Origin of the sequence: Pseudarthrobacter sp. PH31-O2 (assembly GCF_030063265.1) — a bacterium.
In the GTDB taxonomy this organism is placed as follows: domain Bacteria; phylum Actinomycetota; class Actinomycetes; order Actinomycetales; family Micrococcaceae; genus Arthrobacter.
In genome coordinates this window covers 160,645-178,851 of record NZ_JASIST010000002.1, presented here as the reverse complement: position 1 = coordinate 178,851, position 18,207 = coordinate 160,645, and the positions used below count along the sequence as shown (strand labels likewise).

The following is an 18,207-nucleotide window of genomic DNA, read 5'->3' as shown; positions in this document are numbered from 1 at the left end:
CGCCACCGTCGCCCCGATGACAGCCCACACCATCACCCAACAACTGAACATCACCGACGGCACCCTCAACCTCGACTTCACCGCCACCACCGACGAACCAAAAATCTCCGCCATCGAAATCATCCCCGCCTGAAACCCGGCAGTAGCGCCGGGTCCGCACGACAGCGCAGCAGGTGCCGCCCATGGCGGCACCTGCTGCGCTGTCGTGCGCCAAGCCGGTCTATCGCGGAACGGAGCCCGGGCCGGGAAGATCGAGAGGCCGGCTGACGCCGAGCCTGGCGAAGATCCTGTACAGCTGCCGTTCGATGCTGCGCTCCGAGACCCGGAGCAACGCAGCAATCTCGGCATTGCTGGCGCCGCCGGAGACCAGGCCACGGATCTCGGATTCGCGGGCCGTCAGCGCCGGGGCAGGCTCTGAATCGACGAACCCCAGGTGCGGGGACATCCCGAGAGCCGCCAACCGTTGCTGGACCTGTGCCCGGACAGCAGGCAGCCGGCGATGGTCCCATTCCTGCGTCAGGCACCATTCGGCCTGCTGCGCGGATTCGAGCGCCAGACGCAGGTAGCCTGCGGCCAGGGCGGCATCGCCGGTCCTCATCAGGCCGGTCGCATCGGACTCGGCAACCGCGCGCGCAAAATCATGCACCAACGCAGACTCCGGCCCGTCAACGGCGCTGCTGCTTATGGCGAGGGCGGCAGCGCCTGGGGTATCGCCCGGGACCAGCGCCAGCCTCCGTATTTCCGTTTCGATCCAGCGCAGGCCCTGGCCCCGGGCCAGTTCCGCAAGGGCCGTCAGGGAGCTTTGGCTATCCCGTCTGGCAAGAGTGCCGGCGGCGACCGTGGAATACGCTTCGACGAGGAGACGCAGGACCAGTGGTTCACCGCCGGGGAGCCGTCGGAACGACGCCAAATGTTCGTGGCCGGCGTTCCGGTCCCCTGCCGCGGCCGCCGCATATGACGCAGCCGAGTAGACGAAGCAGCGCAACTGCCAGGGATCCGCTACCTTGAGTTCTTCTGCGGCGAGTGACATAGCTGCCAGGGCTTCAGGCATCCGGCCTTGTCGGATCATCGAGAATCCGCGCATGGCCTGGAGCATGCCGCCGCTTCGTATCAGCCGCGGGGGGTACGCCCTGGCGTAGTCGTCGATGGCGGCCGCGGCGGGATCCCATTCCCCCGCCAAGGTGAGAACCAGGCAGTGCCGCATCAGCAGGTCCTCGTCGATCAACGGCAGAGCCAGCTCGTGGCACTTAGCGTCTTGCCAGGCTTGCTGGTCCAGGGCGCGTCCCGCGAGGACACGCCCCTGGGCGCTCCAGATCAGGGCGAGCAACGAAGAAGCCGGAATGCGGATCGTTGCCGGCGCCCCTGTCCCTTCGATCACAACGCGGAGTCTGCCCTCGACTTCGGTCAAGGAACCGCTCGGGTCGAAGACGTTGATGTCCCCGACCCCGTCGCGGAGGGGCTGCGCAGGCTCCGGCAGCAGCGCCGGGCCAAGGTTTAGCGGCGTTGCGTATCCACTGCCACGTTCTGCTGCGACCGCCTTGAGCCGGGCAGCCAGCGCTGCCGAGAGGTAGGGCTCATCGGTTCCGTGCAAACCAGTGGCCTGCTGGAGCAGGCCACTGGCGATCCGGGGCCGGCCCGAGGTGAATTGAGCGTAAGCCGCCTGAAGACGGGCCTGCGGCAAAAAAGACTCGTCGCCGACGGCAGCTGCTGTTCGCAGCGCGGCGTTCGGGTCGAGAGCAACATTGGCCAGGCGGGACGCCCGGAGAAGATCGGCCGCGGGGACGCGGGCACCGCAATCCATTGCCCAGCGGACCTGGTTCCGGAACGCTTCCGGGCGAAGCTGCCCGCCGCCGGGTAGGGCCAGTAGGCTCCCCCGCAGGCGAGCGCTGCGTCCGGCCGGAATCTGTCGACGCACAATTTCACCGATGAGCGGACTTGCGGGCCGAACCCGCCGGTCTCCGGAACGGGAGACCTCGATGATGCCGGCCCGTTCCAGTGCGTCGACGGCCTTGGGATTGCTGAATCTCAGGAGCTGGCCGACGCTCAACGGCCCGGCCAATGCCACCAGGGCGGCGGCAAGATTTGCCTCCGAGGAGAGCCCCCGGAGTTGATGGTGCACGAGGTCTGCTTCCGGGAATCCGGCCAGCACCGGCTCAGCGACCAGCAGCCATACCCCATGCCGCAGCGCGAGCGCCCCGGTCCGCCGGCAGTGTTCAATCAAGGACAGCACCATAAACGGGTTCCCCGCGGCGAGATAGGAAAAGCTCGCACTGACCCACGGTGAAACGTCGCAGCGCAGGACTTGTTCGCATAGCTGGTGGACTTCCGCCCGGTTCAGCGCTGCAAGCTCGTATTTCGCGACGATTCCGTCGTCCCAGAGTGCCAGGAACTCTTTGGGGATCAATGTTCCGGGTCCGCTGGTGGCGAGGAGGCCTGCTGCGCCGGTGGCCACTGCCTGCGCCACCAGGTGCAAGGTCCCCCGGTCCAGGCTCTGGGCATCGTCGACCACAAAGAGCGGCCGCCCGGACCTGGACCTGAGTCTGCTGGTCATGGCTTGGAGAACGGCGGGGTAGGAGTCGAGGTCCCGTGCCGGCAACTCGGCCAGATGCGGCGCCAGCACCCCGAAGGGGACCGCCGCGAGCGCCGGTGTCGCGGCCAGACGGATATAGGGCGGTTGGTCTCGAAGTTCGTGCAGAACAGCCGTGGTCACGGCGGTTTTGCCGGTGCCGGCGCCTCCGACGATCAAAGCCCCGGATGTGCCTGCGTCGCTGAGGGAGCCCGCAACCGCCTTAACGAGCCTGGCACGGGCAACGAGCATGGCGGGTTGGTTCAGGCTTTCCACATTCCCCACCTTTCCTCCGAACTGCTGGGTCACTGCCTCATCCCCGGTGTGCGGGTCCGGCTGTTAGCGCAGCCGGAACTAACAGCGCCCGCGGCGGTCAGCCGAGACGGACATTGTCCACCGGGCCGGACATCACTTCTTTGAGCTCGGCCCGGCTTGCAACATGCAGTTTCGCGTACACCTGGTACAGATGGCCCTCCACGGTCCGGACCGAAACGTGGATCTGTTCGGCGATCTTCCGGTTGGAGGTTCCGCTGGCTGCCCGGACGGCGACCTCGATCTCCCTGGCCGTAAGCGTTGACGTCGTCAAGGAATGCAGCCCATTCTTCGGACCGCCGATCCGGTCTTCCACGGACTGTTGCATACGCTGGGCAATCCTCAGTGAAATCCGGTTGCCGGCATCGTGGGCGCAACTAACCGCCTTGCGCGCCGCATCCCTTGCAAAGATGGTGTGGCCCAGCTCTTCGGCATCCTTGGCAGCCCCAAGCAGCTGCTCGCTGTCGGACTTCTTTAATCCCTCTGCCAGCCGGAGGCACAGTGCTGCGAACCGTCCATTGACCTGGGTTGCAAGGCCGGCCAGTTTCTGGCCCACCTGCCGGTCCCCCAAACGGGCCGCCGCAGACAAGAACAGCAGGCCGGTGCTCAGAGCGCCCGCGGCCTCATCGATGTCGGCTTCTGCCGTCAGGAACCGAATGGCGGCCGTCCGTTGTCCGAGCTCGGCACGGGCGGACAGCTCGTAGTACCTGGTCATCCGCTCGGCGATCCAGGCCCCCTTGGCGTCCTTCTTACCGAGCGCTGACAACATGGCCTCGGCCTTGTCTTCCTCCCCCTGCAGGCAGGCTGCATAGGCGCCCGCGGACGTGGCAAGTGCCCAGAGGGATTCGTGATCCTGGACCTTAAGCTGCAGGAGGCCGGCCTGGAGCTTGGGCAACGCCTCGCTCAGCAGCCCTCGATGCAGATCCACAATCCCTTGCCCGATCTCGAAAATGCCGCCCAGCCGGGCCTGCGGCTCGGCGGTCGCCGCGGCCGCAGTCAGGCACGCGCTGGCCTCGCCAAATTTTCCGCAGAGCAGCAGCAGCAGCAGGAAGCGGCAGCGGATCTGCCGGATCGACGTGTCCGAAATTCCGCTGCGGACGGCGGCGGCCATCACCTCCCGGCCCAGTGCTGTCGCTGCCAGGACATCGCCGGTGGCAGCCATCGCCTCGCAGACCAGGCTGGCGGCCACAATCTTCCTTTCGCTGCCTAAATCGCAGGTGTCCACGTCGGCAAACATCGTCAGGACATCCTGGTAGCGGCCCTCAAAAACGGCCAATTCCGCGCTGGCGCTCCGCAGCTTTTCGCGGAGATCCGCCACGTTCGCCTCCCGTGGCTGCGCCTCAAGCCGTCGTCCGATTTCCAACAGCCTGGCGCCTGCCTGGGCGGCTGTCGCGGGCTGGCGCTTGTCCAGTTCTGCGCGAAGAAACTCAATGGCAGCCCAATCAGCGAACTCAGCATCCTTTTCGAGCGTGTGGCCCAGGACCTGCAAAACCCGCCGGGCCGAATCCTCGTTATTGACGTTGAGGTGAGCACGAGCAGATTCGATCGCGGCCCCGACCATGGATTCCTGTCCGTCAATCTCCTGAATGAACCTCAGCGCAGCGGTGGGATCAGACTCATCGTTTGCCATCTTCGCTGCCGAGAGTGCACGTCCGGGCCGTACTTCCTCGCCGCAATCCAGCGCCCACGCAACTTCCTTCGAGCCCGCAGCGTCTGCCCGTTCCGATTCCTCCATCCCCGCGCCGAGGCGCCGCCGGAGTTCGGCGCTGCGCCCTGGCGGCACGACGCTGGCCACAATGCTCGCCACTACCGGGTTGGCAATACTGACAGTCGGCGGATGGTCGTGGCTGACCCGGATCATGCCACGCTCCTGGAGTGCGTCCATGTCCTGGGAATTGGCAACATTCATTAGGGTCTGCAGCGGCACGGAACCGGCGAGGGACAGCAGCTCGAAGACATCGCGCTGGCCGCTGCTCAGACGGTTGAGCCGGGCCCTGACGACGTCCCGGATTTCTCCGGTCAGGGAAACCGGCCGATCGCCCAGGATCCAGGTGCCGTCCTGACGGACAATGGTTCCCAGCTTGATCTGCTCCCGGGTCAAAGAGTGCAGGAACAGTGCGTTGCCGCCGCTGGCGTTCCACAACGCCCGGGCGGCAGCGTGCGAGAAGTGCCCGCCGTATTCGTGCTGCAGGGTGGTGGCGGTTTCGGTGAAATCGAACGGGCCAAGGTCCACCCGGCGCAGCATGTCATCCTTCCACAGCCCCATGATGTCGCCGCCGACATTGGGCAGGTCCACACATGCTGCCAGCAAGGACACATGGCCGCCGGCGCTTAACTGGGCAACCATCATCGTCGAGAGCTCGTCGAGGTCGTGGGCGTTGTCGACAAACAGAACAACCCGGCGTCCCTTGGCTTTGCTGTGGAGCAGCTGTGTCAGCCCGCGGAGGACCATCAGCGGATGCTCGAGGTGCGAGGCATCGAGGTCATTCAAGAGCACACTCAGGGCACCGTAGGGAAGCTTCGAGGAGATGGAGCTGCCCCGTACCTGGACCACAAGATGGCCGTCCCCGAGCTGTTCGACCGCGCGCTGGGCCAGGAAGGACTTGCCCGCGCCGTGCTCCCCCACCAGGACAACGCCGCAGCCTGAACCGGATTGCAGCCCGGCGAGAATGTTCGCGACGAGGTCCCGACGGGCATATGGCCTGTCGTGCCACCCCGGATGTGAGTGTTGGCTGGAAGGAACTGGGACTGTAGTGCCGCTGCCCGCGGGCAAGCTACCGCTGTGCTGAAACATGTGAGAGACCTTCGCAATCAAAGTGTGACCAGTGATAAATCAAACCTATGGAGGCTGGACTACTTCAACATGCGTAAGAACTACTCGAATCCAGGGGCGGAGATTGGTTCCATCTACGTAGGTGTACTCAGATAGGACCGGCGAAGCGGCGACGCCGGGTAAGTAGTCCCGACGGGCCTAACCGGTTGCCGCCATGGGGGCGGTATCCCCGGCTAGTAGGCCCCTTCGGGACTGATCACTACCTTCAAGGTCCGCCAGAGAATGACCACGTCTCCCCACATGGACCAGTTCTCCACATAGTAGAGGTCGAGGCGCACAGCGTCCTCCCACGGCAGATCCGAGCGTCCGCCAATTTGCCAGAGTCCTGTAATCCCGGGCTTTGTCAGCAGCCGGCGGTTGATATTGCGTTCGTACAGCTCGACTTCCCGGGGCAACGGAGGCCTCGGGCCAACCATGCTCATGTCGCCGCGGAGCACATTCCAGAACTGCGGGAGCTCATCGAGGGAGTACTTGCGCATCCATCGACCGCACCGGGTGATCCGTGGATCGTGTTGGATCTTGAACAGCACTCCCGCGGCCTGGTTCTGTGCCATCAGCGCGTTCAGGTCGTCCTCCGCGCTCTCCACCATCGAACGGAACTTGAGCATGTAGAAACGTTTCCCGTCCTTGCCCACGCGTTCCTGCCGGAAGAAGGACGGTCCCGGGCTGTCCGAGCGGACGATCAAGGCCAGGACGAGGAAAACCGGTGCGAGGGCCAACAGTGCGCCGGCGGCGAGGACCACGTCCATCGCACGTTTTATCCGGTGCTTTCCACCGGCGTACCGGGGCAGGTCCACATGCATCAGGGGAAGTCCTTCCACCTGGCGCAGGTGCATCCGGGGACCGGCAACGTTGGTGAGGTTTGACGCCAGCACCAACTCGGCCTGATGCTCCTCCAGCATCCAGCCCAGCTCACGGAGCCCGTTGTTTCCACCCGGCATCGGCCCCGCCACAATAACCGCCGTCGCGCCGGCTTCCTGGACGGCCGGGACGATGTCGTTCAGGCCGCCAAGGATCGGGACTTCGCGGTTATCAATACGGAGCGACGTCCCTGCCGTCCCCCCGGAGACCAGTGTTCCAAGTACTTCGAAGGTTGCACCGGACTTTCGATTCAACTGCCGGATGACATACCTGACATCCTCAGGTTCCCCGGAAACCACAACCCGGGAAAGGTAGTGGCCCCGGAGCCGCTGGGAGTTAATCCATTGCCGCCAGATCCACCGGCTTCCGGCCAGCCCGAGGATTCCCACCGGCAGCCCCACAAGAAACATTGCCCCTGCAGCGTTCCACTGGGTCAGCACGGCAACCATGGCGGCCAGCCCGAAAACGTTCAAGGTCGCGGCCACAACGCGTTTGTATTCGTCCGACCCTACGCCCAGAATGGTCGAGTCCCGGGTCCGGTACACAACGAGGAACGCCGCCCACAGCAGTGCGACGCCCGCGGCGAAAACCACGGAGCCGCCGCCGCCAAGGGGTACTCCGGCGCCGGCGGAGAGGTCAGCTGACGCCTCGGCCTCGATACCGGAGGCCGTAGCCAGCAGTACAACGAGTATGTCGGTGCAGCGCAGGCCCCGCCGATAGAACTTGACCCAGGCCCGGCCGGAAGTACTTGGTGCGCGGGCCGCCAGCAGCACGGCGGCCGGCTGCAGCAACGGCAGGGCTGCGGCTGCTTGCCCCCCGGAACGCCACGCCGTTGCGGCGGGTATCCAGCGGGTTTGCCAGCTCCGGTGTGAATGCCTTGGCTGGGCCTTGGTGCTGCTCATAACACCCACCGGCCGTGGGCCGCTGTCTGCAGAGGCAGACAGCGGCCACGGGTGGAGGCTAGGGAGCCGACGGCGGCTGGGGGGGGAACCTCGGTCTCAGAAGGTTCCGACGCCGTCGGCTCCGTCAAGGGGGTCAGCACACATCGTGCGGACCGTTGAGGAGACCGGTTAGGGAAGAATATTTGACCCGGAGCACCATGCCGGACAGTCTCGACGACCCGGATGGTTCCGCGCGGATCATGGCTCGAAGCCGCAGCTAGCAACGGTTCCGCCCGGGACATGGGCTTACTTGTTTCATCAGGATTCCACATTTGAGACCTTCATCGAGGTTGTCCGTCTGGTGCCTGAAATCAATTAAGCCGGTCCCCGGGCCCGGGCACACCGGTAGTCCATACTCGATTTACGGCCCCGGCCCGGCGGGTGTGTGGCGGTGCCTACTTGGAAACGCAGGCGCTCGGGATCCGGTGCCGCATTCAACTACGTGGTCGCCTACGCGGCGCCGGGAGTGCGTACCTAGGCCACCCGGCCGAGCAGGCATGGCACTGCCCCGGCAGCCGTGCGCCCGGACAGGGACGGGATGGAGGTGCAGCCAGGGATGGCCCGGAAGGAACCTGGCGGCTTAGCTGCCGGCCGAACCGGGGAGTTGGTCGCGGCCTTTGATGTTGAGCTTTGCATAACTGCGGTAAAGGTGGCCCTCAACGGTCCGGACGGATACCTGCAGCTCCGCGGCTATCTGCCGGTCACCCAGGCCACGCACCGCCAGCGCTACGATGTCGCGTTCACGACGGGTCAGCAGGCCCAGGGCGTCGTCCTCAGCTTCCTCGTCCTGTGCAGCGACACCGTCTGCCCTTTCCAAGCACCGCTTCCGCTGGGCCATCGCCATCCGCTCGCGCAGGGTATCACCGGTTCCCCGGTATCCGTCAGCAGCGGCGTCGTAGGCAAGCGCCGCGAAACCCCACAGCTCAGCCGCTTCGCAGCTCTTCCCGGCTTCCAGATGGTCGGTGGCCCGGTCGGAACTGATCGCCGCCGCATAGTGGCAGATCGCAGCCGGCCTGGGGCCTTCCAGCCCGGGTCGGAGCTCAAGCAGCCTGGTCGCCGCGTCCCGGTCTCCGAGGGACAGGCAGAACGCCAGCGAGTCCAGTTCCAGGCCTGCGGTGGAACCGTCGCCGGGTGGCCGGCCCAGTGCGCGCAGCTCCGTAACGGCGCCCGGGTAATTACCGAGCCGAGCCTTGCCGTAGGTGACTGCCATCTGCGAGAGAACGCGCAGGTACCGGGACACCGGCCGCGGCGCAGCTTCATAGTCGGCGAGGAATGCCGCGGCTTTGTCGGTGGCACCGACGTCGGCGGCTGCGGCGAACGCCATCGAGGCAGTCAGGGCGAAGAGCTGCTGGGGATCCGTAAGCCGCAGCGACTCCAGCGCCACACTGAGCGTCGTCAGCGCCTGCGACGCTTTGCCTTGATACAGCTGGATAATACCCTGCGCGGCGTGGACTCCCCCGCCGAAGGAGATGAGGTTGGGTCCCTGGCCTGCTGCCAGTCCGGCGAGGAGCTTTCCGGCAGCTGCCCAGTCGCCGCCATGGACCACGGCGGCCACCGCCCGTGCAACGAGGAATTCCGCGAGGAAATACAGTTCATCGACCCCCGTGCCTGCGGTTTCCAAGGCTTCGGAAATAACAGCGAAGGACTGAACGGCCTTGCCCTGGACCAGGAGCCGCTCCGAGGCCAGCGCCAGCCTGAACGCTGATTCCAGGGTGTTGGCCGGGGCGGCTTCGTCGGCCGCGTCCGTATCGGCACCCTGCCGGTATTCCCCCGCAAGTGCATACACCATGGCGTGCATGGTGGCGTACCGCTCCCGGGTGGCACCGAGGATTTGTTCGGCGTCATCCGGGTTGGCCCTGGCCAGCCGCTCCCCGGCAGCCAGGAGTGCCCGGGCCCGGTCCATGATGTCCGCCGGCGCGTGGCCCAGGGCTGCCTGGACAGCGGCCCACATCAGCGTTCCCGTCAGGAGGACAGCTACGCTCTGTCCTTGGGCGAAGTCGACCTCCAGGATGTCCCGGGCTGCGGCATAGTCCGAGGTATTGAAGTAGGTCCGTGCCGTCACTGCCCGTGCTGCCACCTGCAGTTCAGGGTCCTTGACCAGCGCAGCGGCCCGGCGGGCCAAATCATCCTCGTAGAGCCGGCTGGCCAGGGCGGCTGCCCGCAGCAGCTGGCGGTCTTCGACTTCCACTCCGCAGTCCATCGACCAGCTCACCTGGCGAAGCAGGCCTTCTGCCGACGTCGGTTCACTGCCCATCAACCGGAGCAGGCTCTGCCGGAGCTGCAGGCTGCGGGCCGGCGATATCAGGTTGCGCAAGGCGTCCCCGTACGTCGAGTGCCACAGGCGCAGTTGAGGGTACGGTGCCGGCGTCACCCGGATCAATTCATGTTCGATCAGGGCCGCCACCGGATCTTCGCCCACAGCGGATTCGATAGCATCCCGGGTCACGGGCTCCGCCAGGGCAATCAGGTTCAGTGCCTGGCGCTCTGCCGGTGAGCGCCGGAGCAGTTGCCGGCGCACGACGTCCGTCAACCGGGCCCCGTGGCTCTTGAGCGGACGCAAGAGCAACCAGACCCCGTTACGCTGCAGCAGCGTGCCATCGGCCTTCGCATCGGCGATGAGGCCACTGAGCAGCAGCGGGTTGCCCGCCGAGGCTTCCCAAAGGATCTCCGCAACGCTGGGCAGGACCTGCGGCCCCAGCGTTGCTTCCAGCATGTGGCTTGTCTGCTCGCGGGTCAGCGGGCGCAGGTCGAGGCGTTTCGCGATGCCCTCAAACCACAGCTGCAACAGCGGTTCCGGCAGGCCGGGCCGCGTCTGCGCTGCTACGAGCATTTTTGCCCAGCCGGCAGCGGCAAGTTCCACCAGGATGCCCGCCGTCGACTCGTCGAGGTCGTGGGCGTCGTCCACCACCAGCAGCAGGGGCTTTTGGGAGACGCGGCGCTCTTCCTCCAACCGGGACCAGAACGTCCTGAGTACCGCGAGTTGAGAAGTGGCTTCCTGCACCGGCAACCCGACGATAAAAGGACCCAGCACGCCGTAGGGGACATTGGCCAGCGAGGCGCTGCCATGAATCCGGACCGGCGTTACGGCATGCTGAAGTTCGGCGACCACGGCTTCCACGAGGGTCGACTTGCCGATTCCGCTGTCGCCGAACAGGAGCACAGCGACGTGGTCGGGGCCGAGGACCGACTCCACCGCCAAACGCGCCTCCTCCGTCCGCCCGATCGGGACTCCGGCTGCAGCGGCTGGGCGCGGCGCGGCCCGGCGCTTCCTAGATGAGTCCAAGGAGATCACTTCGTGACGAAACTCCCAGCTTAGTGAACACCTGGTAGAGGTGTCCTTCCACTGTTCGGACGGAAATGCCGATGGACAGCGCGATGTCCTTGTTCGATTCGCCGTTGCCCGCGAGGGCGGCAATCTGCCGTTCCCTGTCCGTGAGCAACGGCCCCCTGCTCCTGGGCATGATCGGCAGGGCCGGCAGGGAATCGGCGAGGCTTTCAAGCATGGCGTGCGCGGCGCTGGCCTTGCTGCTCAGCCCTGCGGCCTTGGCGAAGTCGAAGGCCAGAGCGGCGCAGCGGGCCTGGACCGCATCGAGTTCCATGGCCGCCGCCTGGCTGGCGGCCGCCATGATGATGGCAGCGTCCTTCTTGCGGCTGCCCTCGGCAATAGTCCGGGTCAGCTCCGCAAGGGGCCCCTGGCGTAACTTCGCGGTCTGCTCCAGGAACTCGAAATCCTTGGTCGTGCCGTGGACGGTCGCACCAAGCATAGAGATGCCGGCCAGGGTGAATCGGCCCGCCCGGAAGTGTGCCTCCGCCGCGTGCACAAGCCTGTCCTTCGCCTCCGGTTCCCCCAGCCAGCGGGAAGCCATGTCCATGCAGAAGTCTGCGGCACTTCGGACCGCGAAACGGGCGGAAGCGTCCGCTGAGCGTGCCCGGGCCAAGTAGCTGGTGGCCTCCACGGAATGCCCGGCCTGGGCGTATGCGAAAGCCGTTGCCGCGTAGGCCTGCCGCAGCGATTGCAGGCTCGCCCGAACTTCCAATTGCGCGACGGCTGCCAGGAGCGGCTCGATGGCCAGGTAGCCGCGGCCCGCGTACACGTAAGCGAGCCCGGCGGCCAGATCAGTCGGTGCGCTGCCGGAATGCTGCCCATGGCCCGCCCGGCCACCGGCATCCTTGAGGATGTCGATGCTCTGGCGCCACTTCCCGGACAGCAGGAGCGCGTTAAAGGCCCGCCATGCGAAGTTTTCCCGGATCCGCGGCACATTGGACCATTCCCCAAGCTGGCCCTCAATCTCGCGCATCAGTTTGAGAGCCTCTATTTCCTTGCCTGTCATGCACAGGGCTTCCATCAGGATGATGCGGCACCTGAGCCTGTGCAGGGCGCTAACGTCTTCGCCTTCCGCGGAAGCCGCTGACCTTAGCCGGTCCATCATGGGCTCATAGTCACCAACAAAGGAGAGGTAGCCGAATTCGCAAAGGTCCAAACGCAGTTGTGCGCCCGCCAGCTCCCGCAGCTGGTCCGCGCTCTGGCCTCCGCCGGGTACCTGGAGCCGCTCCCGCGCCTGCCGGACCAGGCCAGGGACCTGATCGCTCCGGTCCTCGAGCCAGGACATACAGTCCACCTTGGCGACAATCAGCTCCGTGTACGCTTCTGCCCCGAGCTCGTCAAGCTGATCCCCGGAGACGTCGTCCAAGGCAGCCATGGCCTGCAGCGGCAACCCCAGCTGAAGGTAGGCTGCGGACTTGGGCAGCTGCCCCGCGGCCCATTCCGGATCCTCAGGGGTCAAGTTGCTGACGCATTTGAGTGCAAATTTTGGGTCAAAGAGCTTAACGGCGGCGCCGGCAGCCGCCACGGCGTGGGCCGGTGCCAGGGCGCTGTCGCAGTCGTGGGTCCACGCCGCGTAGGCCAGCAGGTCCTCCACAGTCAACTCGTTCAATTCGTCCGGCTGGTGCCCGGGCACCTTGTCCCGCAATTCCAGCCTGCGCTCCACGCTCAGCCAGTTGCGGACGATATCGCCGAGGTAGCGGTCGCCCAGCGACACAAGATGGCGGCCCGCCCGGTCGACGACGATCTGGCCGGCGTCTTCCATGTCGGCGACAAGACCGGGGCCGTACATTTGCGCGAGCCGGGCCAGGGGCAGCGTCCGGGCGCACGACAGTACTTCGATGAGTTCACGCGCCAAGGGTTTTTCACGCGCGTACCGGGCCCGGACGATGTCTTCAAGTGCGGTGCGGCCGTCAAGGACCACCTCATCCACCAGGGTCCAGACAGAGCCCGAGAGCACGAGGTTGCCGCGTTCGATCTGCTCGGAGACAACTGCCTGCAGCAGGGTCGGGCTGCCGCCCACAATTCGATGCAATTGGCTCGCCAGCGCGGTGGACACCCGGTGACCGAGGGCGGCCTGGAGCACCTCAAGCGTCTCAACCTCGGTGAGGTTCGCGAGCCGGACTTCGGCAAGCCGCCCGGCAGTGATGAGCCAGTAGAAGTCCGGCGGAAGGTCGGCCGTACGCTGCGCGGTAGCAACGAGCCGTGCAGTCCCGGTCTGCACAAGGTTGAGCAGGACACCGGTGCTCAACTCGTCAAGTGCGCCCGCGTTGTCCAGCAGGATGACACACCTGCGCCCGGCCGCGTCGTCGCGGATCAGGGCCGTGATGCCCTGCAGGATGGCCGTCGGCGACCCCAGGGAGCTTTGTGGAAGGCGGGCGAGCGTAAAAGCCAGGCACCCGTAGGGAGTAGTGGACCCGGAACTGCGCAGCTGAAGGGTGTAGACGTCGGGTCCGAAGCCCGAGACCACTGTTCGACCGACGAGGGTCTTGCCGACACCGCGGTCCCCGGTGATGACAACCCCCACGTGGTCGTCGGCGAGCAGGGCACTGCGGACCCGGTCGGCGTCGGCACGGCGCGCAAGACCGGACCACCTCTGCCCGTCCAGCGGACCGGTGGGAAGTTCTTCTGCGGCGGGTACCCACGTAGTGGAAACATTCCCCCAGCCCAGCGTTTCCCTCGACATCTTGTTTCCTTCGTACCGCGTTGCGGACAGCAAAACCTGAGACCGTCCGCTTCGACGTGGCGTATCCCTACATGAGAGTAGAGCGATCATATAGGCATTTCAGGAGGTGCGGAAGCAATTGGCTGGCTTTCCCCGGCACGTGGCGAATGCGCTGCAGCGCAATGGCCGGTGAGTTTTCGGCTAGGGGGCCTTCGCCGGGTGGAACTGCTGCTGCGCGGCCGCCAGACCGTCACGGACCAAAACTTCAACGGCATCGGCCGCCGCGTCGATCAGGAAAGGAAGTTCCTTCTTCTCTACGCCGGAAAAGTCCTTCAGCACAAAGTCGGCGGTGTCCATCCTGCCCGGCGGGCGCCCGACGCCGACCCGGACACGCAGGTAGTCCTTGGTGGCGAGGGCCTTGGAGATATCCCGCAGTCCGTTGTGGCCGCCTTCCCCGCCGCCCAGTTTCAGCTTTACCGACGTAAAAGGCAGGTCGATTTCGTCGTGCACGGCGATTACGTGGCCGGGCTCGACGTCGTAAAACCTGGCCAGCGCCGAGACCGGGCCGCCGGATACGTTCATATAACTCAGCGGCTTGGCCAGTACCACCCGGGGGCCGCCGATTCCAAAGCGACCTTCCAGGACCTGGGCCCGGGACTTGTGGGATTTGAAACCGCTCCCGATCCGGGCTGCGAGTTCATCGAGGACCATCTGCCCCACGTTGTGCCGATTGTGGGCATACTCCGCTCCGGGGTTGCCAAGCCCTGCGATCAGCCAGGTGTCAGTCATGGGTCAGTCCTTCGGTAAGGCGGGCCGGTTCCGGAAGCGGGAGGTGGCGCTGCCGGGCCGAGACAACGGCGGCCGGGCCCCTGCAGGGACCCGGCCACCGGAGACTTCGCGGGAACTACTCGGCTGCGGCCGAGGAGCCTTCGGTGGTGTCGGCTGACGCCTCTTCCTCGGAGACCTCGGTTGCTTCGGAGATGTGGACGACGAGGGACTCGGCGTCGGCCAGCAAAACGGAGCCCGTGGGCAAAACGAGGTCGGAAGCGTGGATGTGCTCACCGGCGGTGCGGCCCTCGATGCTGACCTCGACGGACGTCGGCAGGTGGGTTGCCTCAGCTTCAAGGGAAATGAGGGTCATTTCCTGGTTGTACACGTTGCCGGGCGCCAGTTCGCCGGTCAGGTGCACGGGAACGTCGACGGTGACCTTTTCGCCGGTACGCACGGTCAGGAGGTCGAGGTGCTCGATGATCTGCTTGATCGGGTCCCGCTGGATGTCCTTGACCAGGGCAAGGTGCTGCTCGCCGTTGATGTCCAGGGTCAGCAGGGCGTTCGCCGCGCGGACGGCCAGGGTGGTGGACTTGGCCGGCACCGTGATGTGGATCGGCACGGCACCGTGGCCGTAGATGACGGCCGGGATCAGGCCAGCCATACGGGCCCGACGGGCGAAGCCCTTGCCGAATTCGGTGCGGACTTCAGCTGCGATTTTGTGCTCGGACATGGATATCTCCTAGGGACTAGCGGCGGTCAGCAAGGGCGGAGGTCTGTTTGCGACCTTCAACGCCGGGCGGCCATGCGGCCGCCCTTCCGAAGGGAGATTCAGACCCAGTCGATAACGGAGACCAGCAGACCGGTTTCCATAGATACGGATGACCGGCGCTCTCCCTCGCCAAGGTTTCGGTACAAGGTTACCAGTGCGGGACCCGGATCGTAAAAACGGTCCCGCACCGGCTGCCGCGGAGCGGCCTCGAACGGTGGTTCAGGCGTTGCCGTCAAACAGGCTGGTGACGGAGCCGTCGTCGAACACTTCGCGGATGGCGCGGGCGATCAGCGGCGCGATCGAGAGCACTGTGAGCTGCGGGAAGTGCTTGCTGGGGTCAATCGGCAGGGTATTGGTGACGACAACCTCGCGGGCCCCGGACTCGGACAGCCGCTGGGCTGCGGGATCGGAGAAGACGGCATGTGTCGCGGCGATAATAACGTCTTTGGCGCCGGCGTTCTTGAGCACCTGGACCGCACCGGAAATTGTTCCCCCGGTGTCGATCATGTCATCGATCAGCACGCAGGTGCGGCCCTCGACCTGGCCAACGACAGTCTTGGAGACTGCCTGGTTCGGGACGGTCAGGTCGCGGCTCTTGTGCACAAAGGCCAGCGGCGCCCCGCCGAGGCGCTCGGCCCACTGTTCGGCGACCCGGACACGGCCGGTGTCCGGGGAAACCACAGTGATGTCGTCGGAGCCGACGCGGGTACGGATGTAGTCCGCGAGCAGCGGAATGGCCATCAGGTGGTCCACCGGACCGTCGAAGAAGCCCTGGATCTGCGAGGTGTGCAGGTCCACGCTCATGATGCGGTCGGCGCCGGCGGTCTTGTACAGGTCGGCGATCAGGCGCGCAGAGATGGGTTCGCGTCCGCGGCCCTTTTTGTCCTGCCGGGCGTACGGGTAGAACGGCGACACAACCGTGATGCGCTTGGCGGAGGCCCGCTTGAGCGAATCGATCATGATGAGCTGCTCCATCAGCCAGTTGTTCAGCGGTGCGGGATGCGCCTGGATAACGAAGGCATCCGTCCCTCGCACACTTTCTCCGGCCCGGACGTAGATCTCGCCATTGGCGAAGTCGTAGGCGTCCAGTGGCAGCAGTTCGGTTCCGAGCTCCCTGGCGATCTCCCTCGCCAGCTCGGGATGCGCGCGCCCAGCGGCAAGCACCAGCTTCTTCTCGCCGTGTGCCGTAATTTCGCTCATTTTTGCTAGCCCTCTTCTGTAGATGCCGGAGTACTGGAGGAAGTTGTGGCGGCGCCGGCGGTCCGGGCCAGGGAGGCGGAAACGGAGTCCGGGCGGTGCTCGAGCACCCAGCCCTCGGCGTTCTGCTGTTTGGCCACGGACAGGACCAGGGCCCCCGGCGGAACATCGCGGCGGATGACCGCCCCGGCTCCGCTGTAGGCACCGTCACCGACCTGCACGGGAGCCACGAACACGGTGTTGGAGCCGGTACGCACGCCCGAGCCGATCACTGTGCGGTGTTTCTTCTCGCCGTCGTAGTTCGCGGTGATGTTTCCGCAGCCAATGTTGGTGTCCTCGCCGATTTCCGCGTCACCGGCGTAGCCGAGGTGGGAGAGCTTGGAACCGCGGCCGATCGTGACGTTCTTGGTTTCGTAGAAGGCGCCGATCTTGCCGGTCTCGCCGAGGACCGTACCGGGGCGCAGGTAGGTGAACGGCCCCACGCTGGCCATGGCGCCGATTGTGGCGCCGGAACCGTGTGTCCGGATCACCGTGGCGCCCTCCCCCACCTGAACATCGGTGAGGGTGGTGTCCGGGCCGACGGCGGCGTTGCGCGCGACAGTGGTGCTGCCGTGGAGTTGTGTGTTGGGCAGCAGCCGGACGTCCTCGTCGAGGGTGACGGCGGCGTCGATCCAGGTTGTGGCCGGATCCACGATGGTGACACCGGCCCGCATCCAGGCCTCGACGGTCCGGCGGTTGAGTTCGGCACCGAGGGCCGAGAGCTGAACCCGGTCGTTGGCGCCCTCGACCTGCCAGCGGTCTTCGGTCACCACCGCTGCCACCCTGCCGCCGGCGGCGCGGGCGAGCCCCAGCACGTCGGTGAGGTACATTTCGCCCTGGGCGTTTTCGGTGGTGACGTGGGCCAGCGAATCGCGGAGCACGGCAGCGTCGAAGGCGTAGATTCCGGAGTTGATTTCGCGGATTTCGCGTTCGGCGTCCGTCGCGTCCTTGTGCTCCCGGATCCCGGTGACTGTTCCGTCCGTGGCCCGCAGGATGCGGCCGTAGCCGGTGGCGTCCGCGAGGACGGCGGTAAGCACGGTGACGGCGTTGTGGCCGGCCTCGTGGCTTGCGACGAGTTCGGCCAGCAGGCTCCCGGTGAGCAGGGGAACGTCGCCGTAGGTCACAACTACCGTTCCGCTGACCCGGCCTGCAGGGTGGAGTCCGTCGAGGGCCGCGAGTGCCGCTTGGACGGCGCGGCCGGTGCCTGGGATCTCGTCCTGGTCGACGACCAGCGCGGCCGGGTCAACGGCGGCGATGTGGGCGGCCACGAGGTCACGCTCATGCCGGACGACCAGGGCCAGCTCCTGCGGCCGGATGGTGCGGGCCGCATGCAGCGCGTGCGCGACGAGGGAGCGGCCACCGATCTCGTGGAGAATTTTGGGGGTACGGGACTTCATCCGGGTACCGGCACCTGCAGCTAGGACGATAACGGCGGCCGGGCCGGTCTTCTCGGGGCTCACGTACGGGCTCTCCTTGCTCAGTGGCTTAGCTCAGGCCGCTGCTTGGTGGATCTGGGTGGCCGGCGGCCGAGGCCAGCTGGTGCACCTTGGTTGCCGGATTCGCGCGGTTTCGGCTGACCAGACTCCGGTCGTGGCGCCAGATTCATCCTACTGGACCCACACCGGGCCGCGCCCTGCGGTGGCCGTTTACCGGCCACCGCGATGCGCAGCAGTTCCGCCCATAGGACTCGAACCTATACTCCACGGCTCCAAAGGCCGGGGTGCTGCCATTACACCAGGGCGGACCGTACCAAGGCGCTGGGCCTGTGGCACGAGAGTCAATTCTGCCATACTGCGCTCCGTGCACGCGCTGGCCCGGCTCCGGGGCCCGCAATGTCCTACCGGCGCACGCTCCCGGGCACGCCGGCACACTGAACGGCAGCACGGGAATTCAGGGCCACCGGGCCCCGTGGGACATGCCCGCCGCTGGCC

Annotated in this window: 9 protein-coding genes and 1 tRNA gene; all 10 read right to left on the bottom strand. The window is 66.1% G+C overall.

The genetic code is table 11. The annotated features are described in order from the left end of the window. Window positions 1-220 precede the first annotated feature (220 nt). Complete coding sequence (locus QMG72_RS04775) at window positions 221-2,842, bottom strand: AAA family ATPase (RefSeq protein WP_283479829.1); 2,622 nt, start codon at window positions 2,840-2,842, stop codon at window positions 221-223. Window positions 2,843-2,939: 97 nt separating this feature from the next. Next, complete coding sequence (locus QMG72_RS04770; RefSeq protein ID WP_349358887.1) at window positions 2,940-5,672, bottom strand: helix-turn-helix transcriptional regulator; 2,733 nt, start codon at window positions 5,670-5,672, stop codon at window positions 2,940-2,942. Between the two features lie 212 nt (window positions 5,673-5,884). Further along, window positions 5,885-7,474, bottom strand: coding sequence for a sugar transferase (locus QMG72_RS04765; RefSeq protein WP_283479827.1), 1,590 nt, complete (start codon window positions 7,472-7,474; stop codon window positions 5,885-5,887). A gap of 619 nt (window positions 7,475-8,093) precedes the next feature. Continuing rightward, complete coding sequence (locus QMG72_RS04760) at window positions 8,094-10,805, bottom strand: helix-turn-helix transcriptional regulator (protein WP_349358885.1); 2,712 nt, start codon at window positions 10,803-10,805, stop codon at window positions 8,094-8,096. Next, entirely contained in the window at window positions 10,783-13,521 is a 2,739-nt protein-coding gene (locus tag QMG72_RS04755; RefSeq protein ID WP_226773585.1) for a helix-turn-helix transcriptional regulator, read from the bottom strand. The genes QMG72_RS04760 and QMG72_RS04755 overlap by 23 nt, the downstream gene beginning before the upstream one ends. Before the next feature lie 180 nt (window positions 13,522-13,701). Continuing rightward, window positions 13,702-14,289, bottom strand: coding sequence for an aminoacyl-tRNA hydrolase (gene pth, locus QMG72_RS04750; protein ID WP_226773586.1), 588 nt, complete (start codon window positions 14,287-14,289; stop codon window positions 13,702-13,704). A gap of 115 nt (window positions 14,290-14,404) precedes the next feature. Continuing rightward, entirely contained in the window at window positions 14,405-15,001 is a 597-nt protein-coding gene (locus tag QMG72_RS04745) for a 50S ribosomal protein L25/general stress protein Ctc (protein ID WP_226773587.1), read from the bottom strand. A gap of 258 nt (window positions 15,002-15,259) precedes the next feature. Beyond that, window positions 15,260-16,240 (bottom strand): ribose-phosphate diphosphokinase, encoded by a 981-nt coding sequence (locus QMG72_RS04740; protein WP_226773588.1) that lies wholly within the window; start codon window positions 16,238-16,240, stop codon window positions 15,260-15,262. A 5-nt stretch (window positions 16,241-16,245) separates the two neighbouring features. Continuing rightward, window positions 16,246-17,736, bottom strand: a complete 1,491-nt coding sequence (glmU, locus tag QMG72_RS04735) for a bifunctional UDP-N-acetylglucosamine diphosphorylase/glucosamine-1-phosphate N-acetyltransferase GlmU (RefSeq protein WP_226773589.1) — start codon at window positions 17,734-17,736, stop codon at window positions 16,246-16,248. A 212-nt stretch (window positions 17,737-17,948) separates the two neighbouring features. Beyond that, a tRNA-Gln gene (locus QMG72_RS04730) sits at window positions 17,949-18,020 on the bottom strand. Window positions 18,021-18,207: the final 187 nt, after the last annotated feature.

Bases quoted from the DNA above. Each gene is read 5' to 3' on its own strand.
- QMG72_RS04745 (WP_226773587.1), bottom strand. From the start codon at position 15,001: ATGTCCGAGCACAAAATCGCAGCTGAAGTCCGCACCGAATTCGGCAAG.
- QMG72_RS04765 (WP_283479827.1), bottom strand. From the start codon at position 7,474: ATGAGCAGCACCAAGGCCCAGCCAAGGCATTCACACCGGAGCTGGCAA.
- QMG72_RS04740 (WP_226773588.1), bottom strand. From the start codon at position 16,240: ATGAGCGAAATTACGGCACACGGCGAGAAGAAGCTGGTGCTTGCCGCT.
- QMG72_RS04755 (WP_226773585.1), bottom strand. From the start codon at position 13,521: ATGTCGAGGGAAACGCTGGGCTGGGGGAATGTTTCCACTACGTGGGTA.
- QMG72_RS04770 (WP_349358887.1), bottom strand. From the start codon at position 5,672: ATGTTTCAGCACAGCGGTAGCTTGCCCGCGGGCAGCGGCACTACAGTC.
- pth (WP_226773586.1), bottom strand. From the start codon at position 14,289: ATGACTGACACCTGGCTGATCGCAGGGCTTGGCAACCCCGGAGCGGAG.